The organism is Brachyspira pulli (genome assembly GCF_036997785.1).
Classification (GTDB): Bacteria; Spirochaetota; Brachyspiria; order Brachyspirales; family Brachyspiraceae; genus Brachyspira; species Brachyspira pulli.
Genome location: NZ_JAWLQI010000046.1, coordinates 1 through 25,953, shown reverse-complemented (window position 1 = coordinate 25,953; position 25,953 = coordinate 1). Strand labels below are relative to the sequence as shown.

Here is a 25,953-nt window from a genome sequence, read left to right as displayed (position 1 = left end):
TATTTATAGCCCTATTTATATAAAAAATTATGCTTGCAGAAGTTTGAATCTTTGATATACTCTATCTAAAATAAATTTTATTATTTGGAGAGCGTATGCTAAAGAAAATTATCTCAAACATTCTAAAATCTGCATTAGAAGATTATTTAAAAGATACTGATATAAAAGATATAGATTCATATATAGAAATAGGTTATGCAGTAGATGATAAATTTGGCGATTATGCTTGTCCTGTAGCTATGAGGCTTGCAAAAGTACTCAAAAAAAATCCATTCGATATAGCAAACTCTATAGCTGAAAAAATAGATAAAAAATACTTTGAAAAAATAGAAGCTGCAAGACCAGGATTCATTAATTTGACACTTTCTAATGATTATATAAATGAATGTATTAATGATTTACTTAACAATGATAATTACGGAAAAAATACAGTAGAAGATAAAAAGAAAATATTAGTAGAATACGTTAGTGCCAACCCTACTGGGCCGCTTCATATAGGACATGGAAGATGGGCGGCTATAGGAAGTGCTTTATCTAATATACTTAAATATGTAGGACATGAAGTTTATCAAGAATTTTATGTTAATGATGCCGGCGAACAAATAACAAAATTGAATGAAAGTGTTCAAGCAGTTAAAGAAGGCAGAGAAATACCTGAAGACGGATATCATGGTTCATATATACAAGATGTTGCAAAACAAGACGGAGTACCTAAAGATATTATATTAGAAAGTCAGAAAAGATTATTAGAAAGATTCGGTACCTATATGGATAATTATGCCTCAGAATTAAAAATACGTGAGGGCGGAGAACTTGAAAAAACTATGGACTTTCTTGATAAAGAAGGACTTTTATTTGAAGAAGATAATGCTGTTTGGTTTAAAAGTACAAAATACGGAGATGATAAAGACAGAGTAGTAAAAAAAAGCAATGGTACATACACTTACTTTGCTCCAGATATTACATATCATAAAAATAAAATTGACAGAGGATATCATTATTTAATCGATATATTAGGTGCAGACCACCATGGATATGTACCAAGAATTACTGCTGCTGTAAGGGCTGTTAGTAAAGACACTGCCACATTAAAAGTAATATTAGGTCAGCTTGTTCGTCTTTATAGAGGAACTGAAGTTGTAAGAATGAGTAAAAGAACTGGAGATATGATAAGCCTTGAAGATGTTATTGATGAAATAGGAGTTGATCCTACAAGATATTTCCTTCTTATGCGTTCTTATTCTAGTTCATTAGATTTCGATTTAGAGCTTGCTAAAAAGAAAGATAATGATAACCCTGTTTATTATGTACAATATGCTTATGCAAGAATTTGTAATATATTCTTCAAACTCGAAGAAAAAAATATGACTTATGATAATACCAAGCCTTTTGATATGAATAAAATAGCAAATGAAAGTTCATTAAAACTTGCTAAAATGATATTAAGATTCCCTGATGAAATATTCGAATCTGCAAAATCTTTAGAAGTATACACATTAATCAATTATACTTATGAAGTTGCAAGTGCTTTACATAAATTCTATTATGATAATATAGTATTAGAAGAAAATGCAGAAATAAGACAAGAGAGATTAACCCTTATTAAAGCAGTTCAAAAAATATTAGGAACATGCTTCGATATAATAGGAATATCTAAAGTAGAAAGAATGTGGGCTGATGAACAAAATTAATTAATTCACATATAATAAAATATAAATAGTAATAAAAGATTAATACAATTTTTTATTACTATTTTTTTATGTTTTAATATTTCAATTACAAAAAAATTTATATAGATACCATTATAACAGTATATTTTTATATTTCAGTATATACCCAAAATTTTTAAGTTTGTCAACTGATGCACTTTATGTAAATTTATCTACTTTTTTGCCGCACAAAAAAGTAGCAAAAAACGCAATTGCTAGAACTTTATATTTTAAGAATTTGTATTAAATATGGTGTAATTCCATAGTTTTAGGTCAAAAATACAGTTGTTCGCGAAGCGTATCCAAGCCTGTCGATGATATAGGCTCTCGCCGAAGGCGGGCTGTACCTTATATCAATACCGAAAGGTCCTTGCCTACGGCACGCAGAGCGGTGGGCAAAGCCCCAGATATAAAAAAGAAAATATAAATTTATTTCTGACAAAATATAGTTGTTTAAGTATATACTAATATCAATTTATAAACTATAAAAACAAAAAATCCGTAAGAGTTATAATAACTCCTACGGATTCTTATTTATTCACTTTTATTAATTACTTAATTAAGCACCTAAAACACCACTGATTAAGAATGCTGTAGCGAAAGAAACGATAGCGTAAAGTTCTGGGAATACAGCAACGATGATAGTGTTACCAAATACATCATAACCATTACCTATAGCTTCAACACCATTAGCACAAACTTTACCTTGGTATATAGCTGAAACCATACAAGCTAAACCAACAGCGATACCAGCACCTAATATAGCAGCACCTTGGAATATAGAGATGTCAGCTGTTAAGTAAGGCTGCATAATGAAGAAAGCAGCGAAACCATAAAGACCTTGTGTACCAGGTAAAGCACTCAAAACAAGACAGCTACCAAATGCATCTTTGTTTTTCTTTAAAGCACCAACTGTAGTCATAGCAGAAATAGAAGTACCAACTGCACTACCAATACCAGACATACCTACCATTAAACCTGCTCCTAAATATCCTAATAAAAGCGCTGTGTTCATTGTAAAACCCATAATAAAATCTCCTTTTTTAGATTAATATGAAATATTTTTGTATTATGTAATTATTTTTAATTAAAAATTTAAGCCCAAATTAAGCCACTTTTTTTAGAGGCTTATACTCTTTACCGCCGCCTTCAAAACCAACGTTATTGTAGAATTCTACAAATGTTAATCTTAAAGGGTGTACCAAAGCACCAAGTATGTTTAATGCGAATATAGCTATATGACCTACAACTAGGAATACAACCATTATAACAACACCAACACCAGGAATAGCTTTGAAACTCATACCTATTTGGTTTATTACTAATGCCAATATAGAGCCTGAAGCACCTAAAGCAAACAAACGTATATAAGAAAGTGTATCACCCATTATACCAGTAGCAGCAAAATACACACCAAGTATAGAGTTTAATACATCTGGTTTCTTACCAACATTAGAAAGTATTACTAAGAATACTAAACCAACAACTATTAAAGCATAATATACAGTGCTGAATTGTTTGATAACTTCCATTTTCTGCATATCGCCTAAGAACCATAAAACAAGTCCTGGAATAAATAGAAGTTTACCTATAGCACCTAATATATCGCCTATAGGGCTAGTTTTAATTCTATCTATAACACCAACTACTAAAGCAAAACATATATGTAATACACCTATAAGTAAAGCAGTATTAAATGGAGTTAAGAACCAATTTTCTTTTATGTCTGTAATTATTAAATACTTGCTCAAAGTGGCAAATAAAGGTATTTGAGTATTAGAAGGTATGCTTACACCAAATACACTACCGCCATTAATGATACCCATAATAGCAGTACATATACCTAATGTTAATGCTAATATACCAACACCTCTTAATTTTCCCTTTAATACAGTAAATAAACCTATTAAAGCTATTATAGTTAATACCAAACCATAACCAGAATCGCCAAAACAATATGCGAAGAATAATGGATAGAAAACTGCTATCATAGGAGTCAAATCTATCTCGAAATAATTTGGCAATTGGAATAATTTTGTAATAAGCTCATAAGCACCAGAATATTTATTATTTTTAAGTTCAACTGGCGCTTTATCATCTCTGCTAGGATCTTCCATTATATAAGCTATTTTCTTATTGTCTAACAAAGATTTTACTTCATTCTCTTTATCTTTAGGTACATAAGCTTCTACATAAAGTATTTTACCTTCAGTACCTTCACTAGCCACAAAACTTTCTTTAGCTTCTTCAAAGTGATTAGAAATATTAAGATTATCTATTTCTTTATTTATATTTTCTATATAAACTTGATTTTTGATAATCTCAATTTCATTTTCTTCAATCTTCTTATCAAGCTCAGCGATTTTTGCATTTATCTCATCATAAGATTTAGAAGGCATGCTAATAATATCAAAAGGAATTGTTTCTTCACTGCCGTCTTTTTTGAAAGCAACAAAATAAACTTTTCCAGCTTCCTCTTTTATAGGATAAGTAAAGATATCATTAACTTGAGAGAAATTATAATCATTATATTCCTTAATACTAGCACTATAGAATATAACATTATAACCTGTTTTCTCTTTTAAGCCATTAACTTTATCAAAGCTAAAATTACCAAAAGGAGCTATAACAGATAATTCTTTTTTAAGAACATCTCTTTCACCTTTCAATTTTTCAGAAATCTGAGAAGTGTTTATAACATTTTCTATAACTTCAGAAGCATTCTTTGATAAGATTTCAGCCTTCACATTAGAAACATCTTTTTTAGCTTTTTTAGCATCAGCCAAAGCATTATTGATAATACTTTTAGCTCTTGAAGCATTATGTTTTTTAGCAGCAATGCTATCAATGTTTTCTGATGAAACACTGTTAGCAATTTCTATATGAACAAGTCCAAGAGATGCTAAATCACTTAAAGTTTTTTCCTTATCCTCATGGAATACAAAGAGAGAGAGTTTCTTCATTTTTCTAATCATAAAGATGCCTCCTTTGCTCTGTTTCTTTCTTTTACTATTTTTTGAGAAGACTTACTTAAATTGTCTTCATCTTCCATATACCTTTTAATCTTGATTATAGCTGTTTTATACTCAGGGATTTGTACTTTCTCATAAAGGTTAACTTTCTGAGTAGTTTTTTTCCTAGCATAAGCCAAAGCATTTAATCTTGCCTCAGTCATTTCAATTTTTACTTGAATAGTCATAAGGCGTTCAAACATACTAATAGCTAATCTAATCCAAGAAGGCATATTAAAGAGGCTGACATTTTCAATAGAAAAATCAATGTTAGAAAGTATAGAAACTTTAACACCAGCAATGTTTTTTAATTCTGAATTGATTTTCTTGATTTTTACTATCTCAGGAAACTCAGTCCAAAAGCCATTGTAGTTTTGGTTTTCTTTAACTAACTTTTGATATTCTTCTTTAAGTAATTCAATCTCAGCGGTAATCTTTCTAACCTCAAGACGAAGGGCTGCCTCTTTACTTTTTAAAGTAGGCAATGCTTTCTCACGTATAGAAAGCTGGCGTCTTAGGTTTTGAAGAGCCGTTTTATTGTATTGAAACTTTAATGCCATATTTTTTACCTACTTTTTTAAATTAGTTGTTTGCCCATTTACCATATTTTTCTACAAGTGATTCTTTTATACCTACTTCTGCTTTACTAAAGTATTTACCCATTAATTCCCAACCAGTTTCTAACATCTCATCAATTTTGATGTTAATGTCTATTGCTAATAATCTTTCAGAATATTCAGCAGCATATTTCAAACATCTTTCATCATACTCTGTTAAGTCGAAACCGTTTTCTTTTTTCATTTTAGCATTAGCAGCATCTGAATAAAGACGTACTAAAGTGTTCATTACAGCTGGGTGGTCTTCTCTAGTTTTCTTACCTATAACCAACTGTTTCAAACGTGAAAGACTTCTGAATGGGTCAATGATTGTTTTACCTATATCAGAGTCACGTCTTAAGTAAAGCTGACCTTCAGTGATGTAACCAGTGTTGTCTGGTACAGCGTGAGTAATATCACCTTCGTTAAGAGTAGTAACAGCAATAATAGTAATAGATCCGCCATCTGGGAACTGAGCTGCTTTCTCATATATTTTAGCAAGGTCTGAATATAAAGAACCTGGCATAGAGTCTTTAGAAGGAATTTGATCCATTTTGTTAGATACAATAGCTAAAGCATCGGCATAAAGTGTCATGTCTGTAAGAAGAACAAGAACTTTTTGTTTATGCTCAACTGCGAAATATTCAGCAGCTGTACAAGCCATATCTGGTACCAAAAGTCTTTCTACTGGTGGGTCATCTGTAGTATTGATGAAACATATAATTTTATCTAAAGCACCAGCTTCAGTAAATGTATTTTTAAATGATAAGTAGTCATCGTTAGAAAGTCCCATACCTCCAAGAATGATCTTGTCAGCTTCAGCTCTCAAAGCAACCTGTGCAAGTACTGCGTTATAAGGCTGGTCTGGGTCTGCGAAGAACGGTATTTTCTGTCCTGTTACAAGTGTATTGTTAAGGTCAATACCAGCAATACCTGTTGCAATAAGTTCAGAAGGCTGTTTTCTTCTAACTGGGTTTACAGAAGGTCCTCCGATTTCTACTTCTTTACCTTCTACTTCAGCACCTCCGTCTATAGGCTCACCGTAAGCATTGAAGAATCTTCCTGCAAGAAGTTCGCTTACTTTAAGTCTAGGAGGTCTGCCTAAGAATACTACTTCAGCGTTAGTAGGTATACCTTCTGTACCTTGGAAAACCTGAAGTGTAACAATATCTCCAATCATTTTTACAACCTGAGCAGGTCTGCCAGCTACTAGAGCCATCTCATCGTTACCAACATTTTCTGCTCTTAATGATACAGTTGCTTTAGTGATCTGTACTAATTTTGTATATACTTTTTGAAATGCTTTAGGCATGTGTTATACTCCTTTCAGCAAATATTGATTCCATCTCAGCTGTGTATTTTTTGTGATCATCAGACTGATATACAGAATAGTTCATCTGTTTGAATGCGTTAATAAGTCTTTTGAAATAAGTACCTACTTCACTATAATCATCAAATCTGTAATCAGCTTCTACAACTTTCATAACTTGATTTAATAATTCTTTTTGTCTTTCTATAGGACAGTTCTTATCTACTTTATCGAAAGCGTCTTGCTGTAAGATTACGAAGTCTATAAGTTCTGCTTTCCATAAACGCTGATGGTATTCAAGAGGTACTGCGTCGTCACCAAGAATGCTTATTTGGTCATTAGCTTCTTGTCCTCTTCTAGCAATATCTTTTGCTTTAGTTACTTTATCTGCCCAGCCTTTTTCTATATTGATATCTGAGAACTCTACGAATTCTGGATATTCTATATATTTAGAATAAGAATCTAATGGGTCTACTGCTGGATATCTTTTACTGTCAGCACGTTTTTGTGATAAAGCGTAGAAACATCTAGCTGCTTTACGAGTAGATTCTGTTACTGGCTCTTTCAAGTTACCGCCTGCAGGAGATACTGTACCTATGAATGTAATTGAACCTGTTTGGCCATTATTTAAGTATACGAAACCTGCTCTAGCATAGAAACTAGAAATAATAGCTGGCAAGTCGATAGGGAATGCGTCTGGTCCTGGCAACTCTTCAAGTCTGTTAGACATCTCTCTTAAAGCCTGTGCCCAACGAGAAGTAGAGTCAGCAAGAAGAAGAACTTTAAGTCCCATTGATCTGTAATATTCAGCTATAGTCATACCTACATAAACTGAAGCTTCACGAGCAGCAACTGGCATGTTAGAAGTGTTACAGATGATTGTTGTTCTTTCCATTAAACTTCTGCCTGTTCTTGGGTCTATAAGTTCTGGGAATTCTGTAAATATTTCTACTACCTCATTAGCTCTCTCACCACAAGCTGTCATTATAATTAAGTCAGCGTTTGCGTTAGTAGCTAAAGCGTGCTGTAATACTGTTTTACCTGCTCCGAATGGTCCTGGAATAAATCCTGTACCGCCTTCAGTAATTGGGTTAAATGTATCTATAGTTCTTACACCTGTTTCTAATAGTTTGAAAGGTCTTGGTTTTTCTCTATATGATTTAATTGTAAGTTTTACTGGCCAAGTTTGTATCATTGTTACATTTACTTTTTCACCATTAGCTGCTTTGATTACAGCAAGTGTATCTTGTAAATGATAAGTACCAGCAGAAGCTACACTTTCAACTACACCTTTACCTTCAAATTTGAAAGGAACCATTATTTTATGGTCTATCCAACCTTCTTTAACAGCACCAATCCAATCTCCAGCTTGTACTTCCTCTCCAACTTGTGCTATTGGAGTAAAGTCATAAGTTGATTCTTTATCTTCAGAAAGATTATTATATTTTCCTCTTTCTAAGAATACACCTTGTAATTTATCAAGGTCATTTTGAAGTCCGTCGAAGTTTTTACCTAAAAGTCCAGGTCCTAATTCAATCTCTAACATTGAACCAGTAAATTCAACGGCATCACCTAATTTTACACCCCTAGTAGATTCAAATACCTGAGCACTAGCACTTGTACCTGATATTTTAATTACCTCAGCCATAAGTTTCACATTACCGCAAGATACATAACATATCTCGTTTTGTGAAACAGGACCGTCTACCTCTATTGAAATTAGGTTTGATATAATAGCAGTTACTTTACCTTTAGTCATTTCTATCTCCTAATTAATTATACATACATCACATAGCAGACGCTTTTGCCTTCAATGAACCTATTAGCGTCTCCAAGTGCTTCTTACCTTCCTCTTCATTCCTTCCATTTATACTAGCTGCATAAGTGAGATTTATATAATAAGCAAACACATTATCTGTTGTGAAAGATTTTATTGATGTAGCTCTATCTAAAAACTCCCTTACTAAAGAACATTCTATATTCTCCATATTGTATGGATCAGCTTTGTCTGATGAATTAAATATTTCTATTATACTATTTATATATGGTAGCTCTTTTCCTACTCCAAAATCGGAAGCAGTTGATTTAGTTAAAGCTGATATTAAGGAATAATCTCCTATAAGTTCTTTTGCTATTTCTTCACTACTAAAACCTAAAGCTCTTCCATTTAAAGCAGCTAAAATATTCTTTAAATCACGCATAAATAATGCATAACTTTTGATGAAAGAATTGCCGCTTTTTATCATCTCATCATAATATAAACCTAATAATGTATTTTCTATATGTCTTGCATTTTCCCATTCTACATTCTTATTATCTTCCAAAAACTTAGACATATAAACTGGCAAATTAGAAATACTTGAATATTTCTGCATTTCCTCTTTGCTGAATATTGATGGTTCTATATGCTCAACATAAGGACTGAATAAGCCTTTTTGTTTTGCTATTGCATTTACTAGATTTTTATTATCATTTTGATAAATAAGATAACTAAAAGCCTTAGCATCTTTAGCACTTAAACTAGATAATATACTTTGAGTAATTTCATTTATATCATACTTAGCCTTAGTATCGGAAAGTTTTACTTCGGGAAGACCTGAGATAAGATAATAATATGATCCCATACTCACCCCTCTTATTTACTAAAAATTACTTCTTCCGTTTTTGCTTTTATATAATCACTGAAAAACTCTACAAAGTCCTCATCTGTAAACTGCAACTGATAGTTACCGTTTTCTGGAACTATTTTAAATCCGTTAGATAATTTTTTATCAAAGTTAATAGTAGCATTCTTTATTGCACCTTTTATAGATTTTTCGAATGCAGCATCTATATCACTTTTTTTAGATTCTGGGAAATATACTGTTACATCTGAATTGCTAGATGATATATCCCATTTCTTTACTACTTCAAGGATTAAGTCTTTTAAAAAAGCAGTATCAGCAAAAGCTCCTTTTAAACCGTCTTCTAGTACTTTAGCTGTTACTAATTCTTTTATCCTTTGTTTTAAAGCACTAATTGATTGCTCGCCTGCCATACGTACATCTGTAATTGTATTCTTTTTTAGCTCTTCTGACTTTCTTTCTGCTTCTTTTACTATTTCTTCTGATTTCGCTTCTGCCTCTTTAATGATTCTGTCAGCTTCGCTTTTAGCATTTGAGATTATTTCTTCAGCTTTCTTATTAGATTTTTCAACACCATCTTGATATATACGTTCAAGAAGGGAGTCTAGTTTTTTCTCTTCAGCCATAATAACTCCTTAACGTTTTTATAAAAAAATTGATTTATAGAATTTTAAAATTTTTCTCCAACAAACACTATCTTTAATAGTTTATCAGTATTTACAAAAAAATCAAGCAAAATAAAAAAAATATCAAGTACATATTTCATTTTTTTATATTCAATTTAATCATTATATTAATTTTTAAACATAAACAACTTTAAAATTATACATTATATAATATAATAATCCAAAAAAATACTAAGGAAAAAACTATGAAAAAAGATGAACATATAGCTAAAACTCTTATATCTGAAGAAGAAATTAGTAAAAAAGTTAAAGAATTAGCTTCTCAGATTTCTAATGATTTAAAAGATAAAGAAAACATACCGTGCATTATCGGACTATTAAAAGGTTCCTTCATATTCATTGCTGATCTTGCTAGATATATCGATGTTCCTGTTGAAATTGATTTCATGATTGTTTCAAGTTATGGAAACAATAAAATAGGTTCTGAAATTAAAATACTTAAAGACGTTGATATCCCTCTTACTGGAAGAGATGTTATCATAGTAGAAGACATTATAGACACAGGTTACACTTTAGAAAAAATTTGTGAAGTATTACAAACTAGAAATGTTGCTTCTCTCAAAATATGCACTCTACTAAACAAACCTTCAAGAAGAAAAGTTGACATCAAAATTGACTATAATGGTTTTGATATTGAAGATGAATTTGTTGTGGGTTATGGTATTGACTATGCTCAAAAATACAGAAATCTTCCTTATATAGGTGTTGTTGAATAATATAATAACAATAAAAAATAATTTCATTTATATTTTTTAATTAATAAACCGCACGTTAAATAAAGCTACAATATACAGCAGCTTTATAATTCTAATCTTATAACATCAATACATAAAATTAGACGTGCGGTAATTTAATTTTAAATCTTAAAAAAACTTGGGCGGGTGCTATAAATTCTAATACAAACTTTTAAATCTTAAATAAATTAAAATACAGAAATAATTTATAAAATCTAAAGGGCGGGGTTCTAAATAATTCCAAAGGTAAATTATAAAAAATATGGTATACAATAAAAATTTTAAAATTAATTTAGATAACTTATCTGAATATTTATCTACTTTTGATGAATCTTTATTAAAAGAGGATATGCTTCAATTAGAATACAAAAATTATGTTATTGATTTTGGATTTTATTCAAATAAATTCATTCTATATATTATAGAAGATTATAATTGGGAAAACCCTATAAAAAAAGAGTATATAAATAACATTAATAATATAAATAGCATAATAAATAAATATTGTGATGACATAGTAAACTACAATATCTAAATATTATAGTCATAAAAAAATAACTCCAACAGCTAAACTTTAATTATAATATAAACTTTTAAATATAAATAATCTCTTTTAATCCTTGTATAATAATACAAAAAAATATATACTATCATCTAAATAAAATAATTTTTTAATATATTGGGATGTATAATGAAGAATATAGTTATAATTGGGGCTGGTAATGCTGGGGAAACTTTGGCTTATGAAGTATTAACTTCTGATGAAAATAATGAATATAATATACTTTGTTTTTTAGATGATGATGACAATAAAAAAGAAGTTAAAATAAATAATCATTCTATTAAAGTTAATGGAAAAGTTAAAGATATAAACACTATAATAGAAGAATATAAAAAAAATAATATAGATATAGAAGAAATTATAATAGCTATACCTACACTCAAACAAAAACAATTATTAGAAATTTTAAATATTATATATCCTACCGGAATAAAATATAAAATACTTCCTGGTTTTTTTGAAATAATTAAAGGTAATGCCTCAATTAAAGATATTAGAAATCTTGAACCTTCAGACTTGCTTGGACGTGAAGAAATAGGATTTGATGAAAAAGAAATTTCAAACTATTATAAAGATAAAACAATACTTGTTACTGGCGGCGGCGGTTCTATAGGAAGTGAACTTGTAAGACAATTAATAACATTGCCTGTAAAAAAAGTTATGGCATTAGACAACTCCGAAAGTGCTATACACTCTTTAATAATGTCTTTGAACGACAGCAAGAACGAAAAAAACAAACATAAATTTCAATATATAATTTCAAATGTAAGAGATTATGTAAAAGTTGATAAAATCTTAAAAGAAGAAAAACCAGATATTATTTTCCATGCTGCAGCTCATAAACATTTACCTTTTATGGAAGCATATCCTGAAGAAGCTATAAAAAATAATATACTAGCCACTGAAAATATAGCCACTCTTGCAATAAAAAATAATATTAAAAATTTTATATTCATATCAACAGATAAAGCAGTACGCCCTACTTCATTAATGGGAGCAAGTAAAAGAATATGTGAAAGAATGATAATGTCTTTATCACATGAGCAAAATAATACTGCATTCAAAATTACAAGATTCGGTAATGTATTAGGAAGCAGCGGAAGTGTTATTCCTGTATTTGAAAAGCAGATTAGAGAAGGAAAAGCATTGACAGTTACTCACCCTGAAATGGTAAGATTCTTCATGTCTATAAGAGAAGCAGCAAGACTTGTTATAAAAGCATGTACTTTAACTGATGGAGTAATATTCACTTTAGATATGGGAAAGCCGGTTAAAATTTTAGACTTGGCAAGAAACATGCTAAAAATGTATGGACTTACAGAAAAAGACATACCAATAGTTTTTACTGGAATAAGAGAAGGCGAAAAGCTTTATGAAGAAATTCTAATGGACGATGAAACATTGATACCGTCACAGTATAAGAAATTATTCATAGCAAAAGACCCTGTAGAATGTTTAAGTCCTGAAGAACGTAAAGTAATGATTGACGCATTTGATATTGCCTCACTTGATGCTGACAAAGAAACAATAAAAATGTTAATGCGTAAATATATAGAAGAATATACGGGATAAAATTCTCTGCCCACCCTTTATTCTTAAAAAAATCACTGTGGAATTTATGTATTTTATTTCTTCTATGCTTACAAAGAAATTATAACACCCACCCAAGATTTTTTTTAAATTCATAATTTTCACAACGCACGTTAAACTAAACTAAAAATATAAATCAATTAATAATACAATTTTAATTATATTAAAAAATACGTTCACCGTGCGGTATAAAGATTTTAAATCTAATTACAGCTTGGGCGGGTGTGCTTTTAGAAATTGAAGCCTTATATAAAATTAAGATATTAAATTTAAAGTAATGCAATAAATTTAAGAGGGCGGGATTTCTTAATAATTTTTTAATACTTAATTTTTAAATATTCTTCAATATTTTTTATAATGTTGTATAATATAATAAATTACTTGAGGTTTATTTATGAGAAACACAATAAGCATATCTATAATTATAAGTTTATTTCTTAAAGTAATATTTACATTTTCATTAATATATTTTGAAATTGCTAAAAATACAGGCAACATAATATTAGGAATAACAAAAAACTCAAATGATATTTTAATTTACTTGTCTGCTTTTTTGTCTATGATGATGACAGTACTTATATGGTATAATCTATTTAAAGGTAATCGAAAAATGGAAAAAATCAGTGAAGGAATGTACGAATTTGCCAAAACTTCATTTGATATGTATATGATAAGGAAACAAAAAAACATAAAAAAACAGAATATTAATAATAATATTATTAATAACAACAATAATAACATTAATAACAATAATGATAATAAATTTCTTAAAGACATTGATAAACGATATAAATGGCATCATATCATAAACAGAAAAAAATTTTAATATAATAAATTATTATAATCATAACAAATTTTTATTGTTCTTTGTTCCATATCAAAAAGTATATACATTATAAATAATTTTTTAATACTTAGTTTTTATATATTTGTTTAATAATTTTGATAATGCTGTATAATATAACAAATCATCTGAGGTTTATTTTATATGGGTAATAATAAAAATATATGTACTACAATTATAATGATTATATTATTTATAGTTGCTTTAGTAGCATTTGCCATAATGTATTCTTTGCATACTAAAAACATAGAAAGCAGATTTAATAAAGCATTAGAAAATTATTCTTTAAATATTCAAACTATAATAAGCAATACAACTATAGATAAAACTGTTATAACTAATGAATCAGAGAAGACAATTATAATAAACAATGAATTTATAATTAATGAAGAAATAGCAAATAATTTCAAATCAACATTCGATATAAATACAAGAATGCTTGAATCCTCAATGTCCGAAATAATGAAAAACTCAAACGATTTATTAAGTTTTTGGTTTGCATTTTTGTCTGTAATAATGATAGTATTCACATTTGCAGGTATATTTATAAATAATAATATCTTATCCGAAAGTAAAGAAAATCTGGAATATATAGAAAGCCTAAAAAAAGATATTGAAAACTACAAAGATAAAATACATCACTATGAACTTGATACTAGAAATTTACATTTAAAAATTGATACAGAAACACAAAGCAAAATATTTGAATTAGAAAAAAGCTCAAATCAATTTTTGAAAGAAATAAACGAAAAAAACAGCGAAGCTCTAAATTCAATAGATAAATTAAAAATAGAATTTAATGATTCCATTAACTCAATTCAAGAAAAATCAAATCAAATGATATCAGATATAAAAGAACAAGCACAAAAAGAAAGCGAAGAATTAATAAAATCAATAAAAGATAAAGCAGAAGAAGAAACTAAAAAATTAATAGAAAAAAATAATATAAATATAGAAATATCCAATTTATTTAATTCAGCCTATCAGGCAGATAATAATAAAGAATATGATAAAGCTATAAATTATTATAATCAAATTATAGAAATGACAGATGATTTATTGAAAGAATATGATAAAAACTCTGAAGAATATTCTCAATACCAAAACAACTACTACATAGCTTATAATAACAGAGGTAATGCCAAATATAATTTAGAACAATATAAAGAAGCCATTAAAGATTTTGATAAAGCTATAGAATTAAATCCCAATAGTTCAAAAACTTATTATAATAGAGGTAACACTAAATATAATTTAGAACAATATAAAGAAGCTATTAAAGATTTTGACAAATCTATAGAATTAGATCCTAATAATCAAGACACTTACAATAACAGAGGTATTGTTAAAGCGGATTTAAATTACTATAAAGAAGCTATTGAAGATTTTAACAAATCTATAGAATTAGATCCTAATTGTTCAGAAGCTTATAACAATAGAGGGACTACTAAATTAGATTTAGGATTCAACGAAAAAGCTATTAAAGACTTTAATAAAGCTATAGAATTAAACCCTAATAATTCAAATGCTTATAATAATAGAGGTAATGCTAAAAATAAATTAGGACTATACAAAAAAGCTACTAAAGATTTTAATAAAGCTATAAAATTAAATCCTAATAATGGAAATGCTTATAATAATAGAGGTAATGCTAAAAACTACTTAAAGAAATACAAAGAAGCCATTAAAGATTTCAATAAAGCTATAGAATTAAATTATAATCAATTTATAGCTTATTATAATAAAGGTATTTCTAAGTCCTATTTAGGACTCAATGATGAAGCCTATAATGATTTTATTAAAGGTTATAATTTAGCAGATGATACATCTAAAAAAGAGTACGAACAAAGAATTATTGATTTAGCTAAACAAAATAATAATGAAGCTGCTATAAAAATATGCAATGAAAAGAATTGGAAATAATAAAAAGCGAATCGGAGACGAGCATAACAATAAAGGATTAAATTATGGATAATGATATTATTAAACAATTATTTGATAAAGCTATAGAAGAATTAGATAATAAAAATTATGAGTTATCTATAGAAAGTCTTGAGAAAATTTTATTCTATCAAGGCGATAATTATAAAACTTATAACCTCATAGGTTTAAATAAATATAATTTAGGTTTATATGAAGAAGCTATTAATAATTATAATAAAGCTATAGAATTAAATCCTAATTGTGCAGAATCTTATAATAACAGAGGAACTTCCAAGGCATATTTAGGTTATAAAGAAGAAGCTATTAAAGATTTTAATAAAGCTATTGAATTAAATCCTGATTATCCAGATGCATATAATAACAAAGGAGCTGCTAAAGCTGATTTAGGTTATAAAGAAGAAGCTATTAAAAATTTTGATAAAGCTATAGAACTAAATCCTAATAATTATATGGCTTATAATAATAGAGGAATCGCTAAATCAAAATTGGGAAATAATGAAGAAGGCATTGGAGATTTTGACAAAGCTATTGAACTAAATCCTGACTATTCAAGTGCTTATAATAACAGAGGTACTGCTAAAAAAAATTTAGGTTTATATGAAGAAGGCATTGAAGATTTTGACAGAGCTATTGAATTAAATCCCAACTATTCAAAAGCCTATAATAGCAGAGGTACTGCCAAAAATAATTTAAAACAATACGAAGAAGCTATTAAAGATTTTAATAAGGCCATTGAATTAAATAATAATAATTCAGATTTTTATTATAACAGGGCTATAGCAAAATCAAATTTAGGATTAAATGAAGAATCCTATAATGATTTTATTAAAGCTTATGATTTAGCTGATGAGAAATTAAGATATGAATACAAACAAAAAATTATAAATTTGGCTAAACAAAATATTGAAGCTGCAATAAAAATATGCAATGAAAAAAACTGGAAAATTAATATATAAAAGCGAGTCGGAGCCAGCAAGTAAATTTATTTATTTGCTAATTACCGGCAGTACCAAAGGTGGACTTCGTCACGAGCATAGCAATAATAATATAATTTGTAAATACTAAAATTAAAATATAAAAAGCGAGTCGGAGCCAGCAAATAAATTTATTTATTTGCTAATTATAGGCGGAGACGAGCATAGCAATAATAGGAATAAATTATGGCTGATGATATTATTAAACAATTATTCGATAAAGCTAAAGAAGACTTTGACAATGAAAATTATGAGTTATCCATAGAATGCCTTGAGAAAATTTTATTCTATCAAGGTGATAATTATAAAACTTATAATCTCATAGGTTTAAACAAACATAATTTAGGATTATATGAACAGGCAATAGAATATTATAATAAATCTATTGAGTTAAATAATACAGAGCCTTACATCTATGTTAATAGAGCTTTATCAAAACATTATTCAGCTTTATATGAAGAAGCTATTAAAGATTATGACAGAGCCATAGAATTAAAAAACGATGATCCTTATATTTATGCTGACAGAGGCTTATCAAAAAATTATTTAGGTTTATATGAAAAGTCGCTTGAAGATTATGACAAAGCTATTGAATTAAAAAATGATGATCCGGAACTTTATGCTGAAAGAGCAATAGTTAAATATTATTTATCTCTTTATAAAGAATCAATTGATGATTACAATAAAGCTATAGAATTAGATGATTCAATTACATACATTTACAATAACAGAGGACTTGCAAAATTTCAGCTTGGACTTTATGAAGAAGCTATCAAAGATTATAATAAAGCCATTGAATTATATCCAGAATATTTAAATGCCCATTATAATATTGCATTGTCATATCATTACTTAGGTTTAATTGATAAAGAATCTGAGTATTTAAATAAGGCTTTGGAAATATCTCCGAATAATATAAACACTTATTTTAAAATTTATGAAATGGAATCTAGTTTAGGCAATAAAGAAAAATGCCTTGAAACTTTAAATAAGATTTTAGAAATAGATAATCAAAATTATAATGCATATAATGAAATAGGTAATGTAAAAAATGATATGGGGCTTTATGAAGAAGCTATTCAATATTTTAATAAAGCTTTAGAAATTAATCCAAACTATATAGAAGCATATAATAATATTGGAATATCAAAACATTTTTTAAAACAATATGATGAAGCAGAAAAATATTATAAAAAAGTTTTGGAATTAGATAACAATCATTATAATGCTTATTACAATATAGGTTTATCATATTATGAAATGAATCAATATGATAAAGCACTTCAATGTTATAACAAAGATATGAAGAAGCTATAAAAGATTATGATGAGCTTATGAAAAGAGATAGTGAAAATTCAGAATTATTATATAGCAGAGCTTTACGTTATGAGAATATAAAAAATTATGATAAAGCTTTAGAAGATTATAATAAAATAATAGAATTGAATAATAATATTTACTATGTTATAAAAGCTTATACTGACAAAGGATTTATATACTGTAAATTAAATAAAAGTGATGAAGGATTAGCATTTATAAAAAAAGGAATAGAGAAACTTTTATCATCTGAAGAATATGATATTAATAAAGAAAAAGAACTTAATGCAATTAAAGGACGCACTAAAGAATTAATAAACAAAAATATTTTAGGATTAGAAAATTTTTATGAAGAAATAAAAGATATAAAACAATTTATAGAAAATAATTCTTATCAAAAAGTTTTTGACAAAGGATTTAAAAATTATATAAATGGAAATTATAATGAGGCTTTAGAATATTTTAATAAATCTATTTGTTTAAATAAAAATTATAAATCTTCTTATCTGTATAGAGCTATGACAAAATCAAAACTAAATTACAAAGAAGAAGATATTATAAATGATTATAACTATGAATTGCAATTAGATTCAAAATTCAGCAGTGTATATTTTAATAAAGGACTATATTATGAAATCATTGGAAAGTATGAAGAAGCTTTGAATAATTATAATAAACTTATAGAAATAGATACTGAATTATATTTTAAAAAAGGATATATAAATAAAGCTTTAATACTTCTTAAATTAAAAAGATATGAGGAAGGTTTTTCAGCTGTTAAAGAAGCTTATAATGTTGCTTCAAAAATGAGTATCATAAAAGAAAGAAATGAAATGTTAAAAGAGTTAAACGAATATATAAAAAAATTATTAAATGAAAATATTAACGAAGCTAAAGAATTTTATAACAGCACAGAAAATATTGATAATTTTTTAAATAACAATGATTAATAAAAATAATTTATATTAATAATTAATCTCTACACATTCTCCTTTTTTCACATTATTATATCTATGTATTAATATATTAATATTCTCATCATTATAAAAACTATCTTTTTCAATTTTAAATGGTATTGCCTGATTATTAATAGATTTCTTTAAAAATATATTAATAGCAGTATTTGTATCCAAACCCAATTCACTAAAAAGCTTATCTGCATCTTTTTTTAATTCATCATCTATTTCTATTTGCATAATAACTTTTGACATATAAATCTCCTTCCCAAACTATTATAATGCATATTAAATAAATTTGAATAGTTTATAAAATTTTTATCTTGTATACATCTGACTGTTTCTAGCCTTATAACTATTCATTAGTTTATACACCTCATCTGGATTTAAAGCCTGTTCTACATTAATAGTAACATTCCAAATATCACCTTTAGAAAATCCTTGTTCCTGTAATTGAGCATTGCTTTGAACAGAAATTTTTCCTGATTTGTTGCGTACAATTTCCGCTCCCATCTCCCCTACAATTGCAGAGCCTCCGTCTGGAATAATGTATCCAGTTGTACCGAATGCAAATTGAGGAGCTGTAGGAGGATTTGATTTTACACTGTCTAATGCATTAGCCGATGACACTATACCTGAAGCAGCAGAAAGTGCAGATGATATTGCAGTAGCTGATATTATAAGTCCTGCAGCAAAACCTACAGGGCCTCCTTGTGCAAATGAAGCAGCAACTCCTAAAGCTGACTGAGCAATAGCAAGCGAAGGTATTAAAACAGCATCTGCTATTGCTTTTGACTTTTCCATCTCTGCTAATTTTACTTGATTATCCCACTGAGCATAAGCCTTATTATATTCAGCCTGTGCTAATTGTTTTTCTAATAATTCTCTTTGAGTTTGTATATCTTTTTCTTTTTGTAAATCTTCTTTTTCCTTGTCCTGCTTCTTTTTTAATTCTTCCTGTTTTATTCGTATAGCTTCAGCACTCATCAAGTCATTATTATTTATTGCTAGCTCTAATTCTTCATCAAGCCTAGCTAAATAATTTTCATAATCTTCATCATCTTCAGATTTTTTATTTTCTTTTAATTCTCTTTGATAATCGTCAAACTCCTGCAATTTATTTTTAGCTTCTTCAATAGCAGCATCATAAGAACTCAAATCATAATGAAAGAAATCAGAAAAACTGGCACTCAAATCTTTATATATGCTTGATACACTTGAAAGAGAATCTTTTATATCATCAGAAAAACTTTTTAAATCTACACTATTAATACTATTATCAAGAGAGTTAATTGAACTTTCAATATTTTCTATGCTGCTTTTTGCTTCATCTGCTCCGTTTGAAAAATCATTGAATAACTGTTTTGAATCATTAAAAAATAAAGAAGTTTCATAAGCAGAATTTATTTTCTTTATACTGTTTTCTATATTTTGTAATTCTTTATTTGTATCAGAAAGATTTTTATTTAAATCTTTATTAAAATTATTCATCATACTTTTAAACCTCTTTACTTATTTAATGCTTCATTCATACATAAACAATTTTAGTTTTTATAAATAGACTTGTTTCAAAACTAAATTAATCTAATAAACTAACTATTGTGTAAATGCTTATCTATCAAAATTTTAAATCTGAATACGGCATAATTAAGTCCGAATCTTAAATAATCATCTTCATCATAAACACAATGAACAAATCTTCCGCTTATTATTTGATACCAAGCCTCAAGTATTATTTTATTCCAAAACAAAGAAGCTGTATACAAACTAATAAGCCCGTCATTAAAATAACAAAAGTCATCGTATTTAACTTCTCTATTACTAAAAGCATAATTCACAAGATTATCAATTTCAGTCTGCTCTATTACAGAAAACTTCGGCAAATTATTTATTACATAATTCGTCTCTCCAGCAAAAAACTTTTTATTACCTGAGCGAACTCATTAATATCTTTTGTACTCCATTCATCAAGAAGACTTGTAGCTAGATTATTATTTATTCTTACATCAAGCCATTTAAAAATATCATCATCAATAATCTTTTCTTCTTTCTCTCTCACATATTTTATATTTTCATTAAAGCTTGGACGATTAATACTTATAACATCATCACTTTTAAATTTATTTCCCAAAGTAGAACGGCTGAATACTTTAACAGGAACGATATTTTCTCCGTCATCTTTATAAACAATTTCTTCCACAATATATCTATTAAAAAAATCAATGCATTTAAATTCTAATTTTTCCATTTAAATTCTCCTTAATTTTTTTCGCTAGGAGGCTATGCCAATTTTCAATTGTCATAGGCTCAAAAAATATAAGGAGTGTTTTTAAATTCTCCTTAATTTTTTTCGCTAGGAGGCTATGCCAATTTTCAATCGTTATATGTTCAAAAATACAAAGAGAGTTTTTAAATTCTCCTTAATTTTTCACTAAAAGTTTATGACAATTACATTCTCATAAGTTCAAAAAATATAAGGAGTAAGTTTATATACTCCTTAATTTTTTTCGCTAGGAGGCTATGCCAATTTTCAATCGTTATATGTTCAAAAATACAAAGAGAGTTTTTAAATTCTCCTTAATTTTTTCACTAAAAGTTTATGACAATTACATTCTCATAAGTTCAAAAAATATAAGGAGTAAGTTTATTATACTCCTTAATTTTTTTCGCTAGGAGGCTATGCCTATTTTCAATTGCTATATGTTCAAAAAATAGTTTTTTATTTAAATTAATATTTTATAAAACTCTATAACAATTTATAATTATAATATTCTAAAAACAAATAAATATTTTATATTGATATAATTAATTTTTGTTCTATAATATTTTTATGAAAAGAAAAGCTATTATATTAATTTTTATTTTTTACTGCTTTAAATTATATTCTTTTAATTTCTACAACACATACAATAATATTTTCTTCTCTGAAAATATAAATAATTATTTTACTATATTTGATATAGGCTATAATAAAAATATTTCAACTAATGAATTAACTATATATAATCAATCAAATATCTATTATAATTTATATTCATTATCAAAAAGTACTTTCGACTTTAAATACAAACCTAATAAAATTAATTTAGAATATTCAAACAGCACATTCCTATCAAATATGACAACATTAGAAAAAGATAAATATAATTCATTAATAAAAAAATAAATTAAAATAAATCTTCTCTGTCTGTAAATGCAATTAAATAATTACTGTTCATATCATTTGATTGTTCAACGGCTTTAAAATTATTCAAAGATATTGAAAGTTCTTTAGGCTCTATCGCTGGAAAAGACGGACTTCCTCCAACATCTGTACTTACAAATATAAAAGGATAATCTTTATTTTTAAATCTTGTTTTTGATGATATTATAAATGACTGTCTGTTGCCATTCAAAACTCTATCATAAAAAAGTTCTTTTGACTGAATATTAAAAACTGCATTCCCTGAAAAACTCAATGTAAATTTAGAATTTGGAAATCCATATCTTTTTGCTGAAATATTATATTTTTCTTCTTTAGTCCATTCAAAAGCCAAAGCAACATCACTTACAGAAGTAGCTTCAGTGCCATTAATAAAAAGTTTTGTAGGATACTTTGAAGTTTGAGCCATCACAACATCTCTTTCTTCTGCCCTATCTTCATATAAAACAGAATCTTTATCTATTGTTACTTCATCTAAAGCCCATAGAGAAGAACTAATTTCTGTCATAGCCTTATTAGCAAAATTAAAATTCATAGATTTACTTTCACAGCCTATATATTGATTACCGTCCATATTTTTTGAACTGTCATACAAAGCTATATTATAATATTGTGCCTCCCCAAACCTTGGAGATATTATGTTTTGATATTTTGGATATTTCTTTTTAGACTCATCACTAAACACACCACTTTCTATAAGTCCAACTCTTTTAAAACTAAGTAAATATTCTGTTTGATTATTTTCACTGTTATACTCTTTTAACTCATTTATTATATTAGTAAAATCAACTTCATCTTCTTCGCTTCCTGTTATTAAAAATGCTTTCGTATCTTTTATTTTATTTATAGATTCAATTAAATCTTTATGCTTCATTGAATCGTATACATCAATAAAATTACTATTATAACCTTCTTCATTTTCAGTTATAATTTCAATCATATTAATACTTTCATCATCTGAAGATTTATTAAACCTTACAGCAAAATTATTAAAAGAGTTAATACAAAGTAAATTACCTGTAGTTTCTTTTGTATGAACATTAGCCCATATTAAACTAGCATAATATGCATTTGTATTTGGGAAAGCTCCGTAAGAAATATCGCCTGCATAAGTTGTAGCACCGGCATAACTTTCTGAAGAAGGAGCACCAACATATTCTTTACTCATTGATTCTGTAGTAGGAGTAAGTCCCACTGATGAAGGATATATTAAATATTTTCCTTTAACATCATCAGAAGTAAAATCTACTTTTTCATTTCTATTTTTTGTTTTTGCTATTCTCACTTTATAACTAGAACCGCTTACAACAGTTAAGCCGTCCTCATCATTCATTAAATTACCTTTCAAATCAAAAATGCTCATTGTTATACTCTCACATATAAAATATAATTTTCAAAATTATATTTTTTATTATTGTTATGCTCGCCTACGCCTAAAGGCTTAACTTAATTTTATTAAGTTAAGGGCTTCGGCTCGCTTTTTTCAATATTATCACCCCCGCCCACCCCAAACTTTATTAAATAAACACTATAATTAACACGCGTTAAACTAATACAAAAATATAAATAAAATTTTATTCCCGCGTGCTTAAAAAATTAATATTTTAAATCAAACGCTTTCTAAAACTACATTCTCCAAAACATCTCTATTATCAACTGTTATACTGCCCTCTTTTGTTTGATAGCCTTCAAGGCTCACTTGATAATTTATAACTTCTCCGTTTTTATAAGCACCGAAATATTTTTCTTCTTCATTCATTGTAATAACAGCATTTTCAGGAGAAGAAGTAATTTTTATTTTATAAAGTTCATCTCTGTTTTGAACATAATCATAAACTTTTTTATTAAATGCTTTATTAATTAAATTAGTAAAGAACTTCATTTAAATAACTCCCAGTCATAATTCTAAAATTAATATCAAGAGAAAAACTCACACCTCTTATAGATGAAAAATCATTAAATTGTCTTTTACTATTTTCACTGTCAAAAGAAGGAGATTCCCATTTAATAACAGGTGATAAAGCTATGCGTTCTCCTTCATCATTTAACTTTGATATCCAATAACGCGAAGCCTGATTTAGTGCCAAAGGAATCATAGTATATGCGAGAAATGATTCTCCTGCTTTTAGCTCTTTATATACTGTAGCTTTTAAAGATATATCATCTGCAAAACCTGATGAGTCGCCTATATATGATTTATCTCCTCTGCTCTCGCCTTCGGATATCGTAGCCCAAAGAAATGATTTACTCATAGACTTAACAGCTCCTAAACTGAAACAATCTATTTTTAATTTATCATCTAATAGGCTATTTAAATTATTTTCTCCCTGAACTTTATTTCCTGAAAAATCTATATATTCATCAGCCATAAAGTTCATGAAATTATCTAAAACATATATAACACTATTTTTGAAATGTATCATATCATAACCTTTTTAATTTTTATTTTTTTAGATGTATATAATAGACTTATTGAAAACTAAATAAAAAAATAATTATATTTTATAAATATATTATCAAACATAGTATAATAATTATTTTAGGCAAAAAATGCAGTCTTTTTGGTTCTTTGTGCCAACAAAAGAACTGGGGTGCGGGGCAAAGCCCTGCAATTATTAAAATAAAAAATATATTTTTAACAAACTTAATATTTCATAAAATAATTTTCAATAGTCATAATTATTTAAGGCTTCTTTATATCGCCGTCCAAACGAACACTATCATAACTATTTTCTCCAACTACAATGCTTGATAAATCTTTTATAGCAAGTTCTTTTAAACGTAAACTTTCTGTGCGAATAAAATTTATTAAGTCGCTGTTTGAAACAAAATTAACAGTTAAAAGTCTAGCTGCCTCATAGCATATATAATTTTTTATAGATATAAAAGGAAGTCCGTTTTCTTCTGTAGGTTCTGTATAATTCATATTTAAAATCATTCTTCTAAATTGAATGGTATAATTTTTAAGCTGCTCTTTTAAAAACTCTGTATCAATATCATCATAGTTGAACATTTTAAATATGCTTTTAAAATAATCTATATCAGGCTCATAAATATATTCCTGCATATTCACTTCCTTATTTAATTTTTTTATATAACTGTATAATTATAAATATAATATGTAATGTATTAATAGTTAAATGCAGTCTTTTTGGTTCTTTTGGCCACAAAAATAACTGGGGTTTGGGGCAAAGCCCCAATTATAAAAATGAATTACTACAATCTTTAAATAATATAAATATTTGAACATTAATTATCATACAAAATTAATATAAAAAAATCACATAAAAATAAATCAAGCCTCAAGCTCTTTTATTTTCTCTTTTAATTTTTTATTTTCTTCTTTAAGATAATTTATTACATCATTAGGCTTCATCTTTTCTCTTATAAGCTCCTCTGCTTCCTCTTTGCTTATAATCAAAAATGAATCGCTTAAAGATATATTTAAATCACTTTCCACTATAACTTTGCATCTTCTTTCATGCACATCTCTAAAGAAATAACCAACTCTTGATACAACATAATCATTAGCTTTTATTTCTTTATTTGTAATACTGTTTTCTAAAAAGAATAATAAAGATTTCTTTGACATACAGCCTCTTAATTATATTTATTAACGTACTTTTTTGTTGCTCACGCCACAGGCGGGCTTCGCCAAAGTACCTATCATAGGACACGCTACGTGAAAAACGCAATACTATAATCTATATAAATAGCAAGTCCATAATTTATAATTAAAACTTAAAATATATATTTAAATTATTTTCAAATGATAATTTATATAAAATACAGTTCTTTTGGTTCTTTTATACCAATAAAAGAACTGGGGGTGCGGGGGCTAGTCCCCGCAAACATTAAAATTTAAAAACTTATTTTGACAAAATATAATTGTTTG

The 25,953-nt window shown here is 27.5% G+C and carries 26 protein-coding genes; 10 read left to right on the top strand and 16 right to left on the bottom strand.

What is annotated here, in order from left to right; genetic code table 11:
* The first annotated feature begins 95 nt into the window (after positions 1–95).
* Entirely contained in the window at positions 96–1,691 is a 1,596-nt protein-coding gene (locus tag R4K56_RS10465) for an arginine--tRNA ligase (RefSeq protein ID WP_335772649.1), read from the top strand.
* A gap of 577 nt (positions 1,692–2,268) precedes the next feature.
* On the opposite strand, the gene R4K56_RS10460 is transcribed toward R4K56_RS10465, so the two are convergent.
* From R4K56_RS10460 to R4K56_RS10430, 7 genes are all read right to left on the bottom strand, one after another.
* Entirely contained in the window at positions 2,269–2,724 is a 456-nt protein-coding gene (locus R4K56_RS10460) for an ATPase (protein ID WP_335757057.1), read from the bottom strand.
* 91 nt (positions 2,725–2,815) lie between these two features.
* Positions 2,816–4,684 (bottom strand): V-type ATP synthase subunit I, encoded by a 1,869-nt coding sequence (locus R4K56_RS10455; RefSeq protein WP_335772648.1) that lies wholly within the window; start codon positions 4,682–4,684, stop codon positions 2,816–2,818.
* A complete protein-coding gene (locus R4K56_RS10450; RefSeq protein ID WP_297295588.1) occupies positions 4,681–5,280 on the bottom strand; it encodes a V-type ATP synthase subunit D in 600 nt (199 codons plus the stop codon). The genes R4K56_RS10455 and R4K56_RS10450 overlap by 4 nt, the downstream gene beginning before the upstream one ends.
* A gap of 22 nt (positions 5,281–5,302) precedes the next feature.
* Positions 5,303–6,628, bottom strand: a complete 1,326-nt coding sequence (locus R4K56_RS10445; protein ID WP_297295586.1) for a V-type ATP synthase subunit B — start codon at positions 6,626–6,628, stop codon at positions 5,303–5,305.
* A complete protein-coding gene (locus R4K56_RS10440; RefSeq protein ID WP_335772647.1) occupies positions 6,621–8,384 on the bottom strand; it encodes a V-type ATP synthase subunit A in 1,764 nt (587 codons plus the stop codon). The genes R4K56_RS10445 and R4K56_RS10440 overlap by 8 nt, the downstream gene beginning before the upstream one ends.
* 28 nt (positions 8,385–8,412) lie before the next feature.
* The gene (locus R4K56_RS10435) at positions 8,413–9,249 is read right to left on the bottom strand and encodes a DUF2764 family protein (RefSeq protein WP_335772646.1); all 837 of its coding nucleotides are present in this window, start codon (positions 9,247–9,249) and stop codon (positions 8,413–8,415) included.
* A gap of 11 nt (positions 9,250–9,260) precedes the next feature.
* Entirely contained in the window at positions 9,261–9,875 is a 615-nt protein-coding gene (locus R4K56_RS10430) for a V-type ATP synthase subunit E (protein ID WP_297295579.1), read from the bottom strand.
* A gap of 245 nt (positions 9,876–10,120) precedes the next feature.
* Between R4K56_RS10430 and hpt the strand changes: the two genes are divergently transcribed.
* The 8 genes from hpt (at position 10,121) to R4K56_RS10390 (ending at position 18,850) form a co-directional block, all read left to right on the top strand.
* The gene (gene hpt / locus R4K56_RS10425) at positions 10,121–10,651 is read left to right on the top strand and encodes a hypoxanthine phosphoribosyltransferase (RefSeq protein WP_297295577.1); all 531 of its coding nucleotides are present in this window, start codon (positions 10,121–10,123) and stop codon (positions 10,649–10,651) included.
* A gap of 280 nt (positions 10,652–10,931) precedes the next feature.
* The gene (locus R4K56_RS10420) at positions 10,932–11,204 is read left to right on the top strand and encodes a hypothetical protein (RefSeq protein WP_335772645.1); all 273 of its coding nucleotides are present in this window, start codon (positions 10,932–10,934) and stop codon (positions 11,202–11,204) included.
* A gap of 156 nt (positions 11,205–11,360) precedes the next feature.
* A complete protein-coding gene (locus tag R4K56_RS10415) occupies positions 11,361–12,803 on the top strand; it encodes a nucleoside-diphosphate sugar epimerase/dehydratase (RefSeq protein WP_335759612.1) in 1,443 nt (480 codons plus the stop codon).
* Positions 12,804–13,215: 412 nt separating this feature from the next.
* On the top strand, positions 13,216–13,647 hold the full coding sequence (locus R4K56_RS10410) for a hypothetical protein (RefSeq protein ID WP_335759611.1): 432 nt from the start codon (positions 13,216–13,218) through the stop codon (positions 13,645–13,647).
* A 162-nt stretch (positions 13,648–13,809) separates the two neighbouring features.
* Positions 13,810–15,588 carry a tetratricopeptide repeat protein gene (locus tag R4K56_RS10405; protein ID WP_335772644.1) on the top strand — a complete coding sequence of 593 codons (1,779 nt, stop codon included), beginning with the start codon at positions 13,810–13,812 and terminating at the stop codon, positions 15,586–15,588.
* Between the two features lie 44 nt (positions 15,589–15,632).
* Positions 15,633–16,565: a tetratricopeptide repeat protein gene (locus R4K56_RS10400; protein WP_335772643.1), complete on the top strand. Its 933-nt coding sequence runs from the start codon at positions 15,633–15,635 to the stop codon at positions 16,563–16,565.
* Positions 16,566–16,769: 204 nt separating this feature from the next.
* Positions 16,770–17,900, top strand: a complete 1,131-nt coding sequence (locus tag R4K56_RS10395; RefSeq protein WP_335772642.1) for a tetratricopeptide repeat protein — start codon at positions 16,770–16,772, stop codon at positions 17,898–17,900.
* A 17-nt stretch (positions 17,901–17,917) separates the two neighbouring features.
* The gene (locus tag R4K56_RS10390; protein ID WP_335772641.1) at positions 17,918–18,850 is read left to right on the top strand and encodes a tetratricopeptide repeat protein; all 933 of its coding nucleotides are present in this window, start codon (positions 17,918–17,920) and stop codon (positions 18,848–18,850) included.
* A gap of 15 nt (positions 18,851–18,865) precedes the next feature.
* Here the strand turns inward: R4K56_RS10390 and R4K56_RS10385 are convergent, their stop codons facing one another.
* From R4K56_RS10385 to R4K56_RS10370, 4 genes are all read right to left on the bottom strand, one after another.
* Positions 18,866–19,111: a type II toxin-antitoxin system RelB/DinJ family antitoxin gene (locus tag R4K56_RS10385; protein ID WP_335772640.1), complete on the bottom strand. Its 246-nt coding sequence runs from the start codon at positions 19,109–19,111 to the stop codon at positions 18,866–18,868.
* A 63-nt stretch (positions 19,112–19,174) separates the two neighbouring features.
* The gene (locus tag R4K56_RS10380) at positions 19,175–20,350 is read right to left on the bottom strand and encodes a hypothetical protein (RefSeq protein WP_335772639.1); all 1,176 of its coding nucleotides are present in this window, start codon (positions 20,348–20,350) and stop codon (positions 19,175–19,177) included.
* 98 nt (positions 20,351–20,448) lie between these two features.
* Complete coding sequence (locus tag R4K56_RS10375) at positions 20,449–20,739, bottom strand: hypothetical protein (RefSeq protein ID WP_335758678.1); 291 nt, start codon at positions 20,737–20,739, stop codon at positions 20,449–20,451.
* Positions 20,740–20,747: 8 nt separating this feature from the next.
* Entirely contained in the window at positions 20,748–21,104 is a 357-nt protein-coding gene (locus tag R4K56_RS10370; protein WP_335759604.1) for a hypothetical protein, read from the bottom strand.
* Positions 21,105–21,686: 582 nt separating this feature from the next.
* Between R4K56_RS10370 and R4K56_RS10365 the strand changes: the two genes are divergently transcribed.
* Positions 21,687–22,022 (top strand): hypothetical protein, encoded by a 336-nt coding sequence (locus R4K56_RS10365; protein WP_335773162.1) that lies wholly within the window; start codon positions 21,687–21,689, stop codon positions 22,020–22,022.
* Between the two features lies 1 nt (position 22,023).
* Here R4K56_RS10365 and R4K56_RS10360 read toward each other — a convergent pair whose 3' ends face one another.
* From R4K56_RS10360 to R4K56_RS10340, 5 genes are all read right to left on the bottom strand, one after another.
* Positions 22,024–23,421 (bottom strand): phage tail protein, encoded by a 1,398-nt coding sequence (locus R4K56_RS10360; RefSeq protein ID WP_335773163.1) that lies wholly within the window; start codon positions 23,419–23,421, stop codon positions 22,024–22,026.
* Positions 23,422–23,667: 246 nt separating this feature from the next.
* Positions 23,668–23,940 (bottom strand): hypothetical protein, encoded by a 273-nt coding sequence (locus tag R4K56_RS10355; protein WP_335758313.1) that lies wholly within the window; start codon positions 23,938–23,940, stop codon positions 23,668–23,670.
* Positions 23,924–24,481, bottom strand: a complete 558-nt coding sequence (locus tag R4K56_RS10350) for a phage capsid protein (protein ID WP_335773164.1) — start codon at positions 24,479–24,481, stop codon at positions 23,924–23,926. Before R4K56_RS10350 ends, R4K56_RS10355 begins: the two co-directional genes overlap by 17 nt.
* Positions 24,482–24,741: 260 nt before the next feature.
* A complete protein-coding gene (locus R4K56_RS10345) occupies positions 24,742–25,125 on the bottom strand; it encodes a hypothetical protein (RefSeq protein ID WP_297295549.1) in 384 nt (127 codons plus the stop codon).
* Positions 25,126–25,353: 228 nt separating this feature from the next.
* On the bottom strand, positions 25,354–25,650 hold the full coding sequence (locus R4K56_RS10340) for a hypothetical protein (protein WP_028329105.1): 297 nt from the start codon (positions 25,648–25,650) through the stop codon (positions 25,354–25,356).
* Positions 25,651–25,953: the final 303 nt, after the last annotated feature.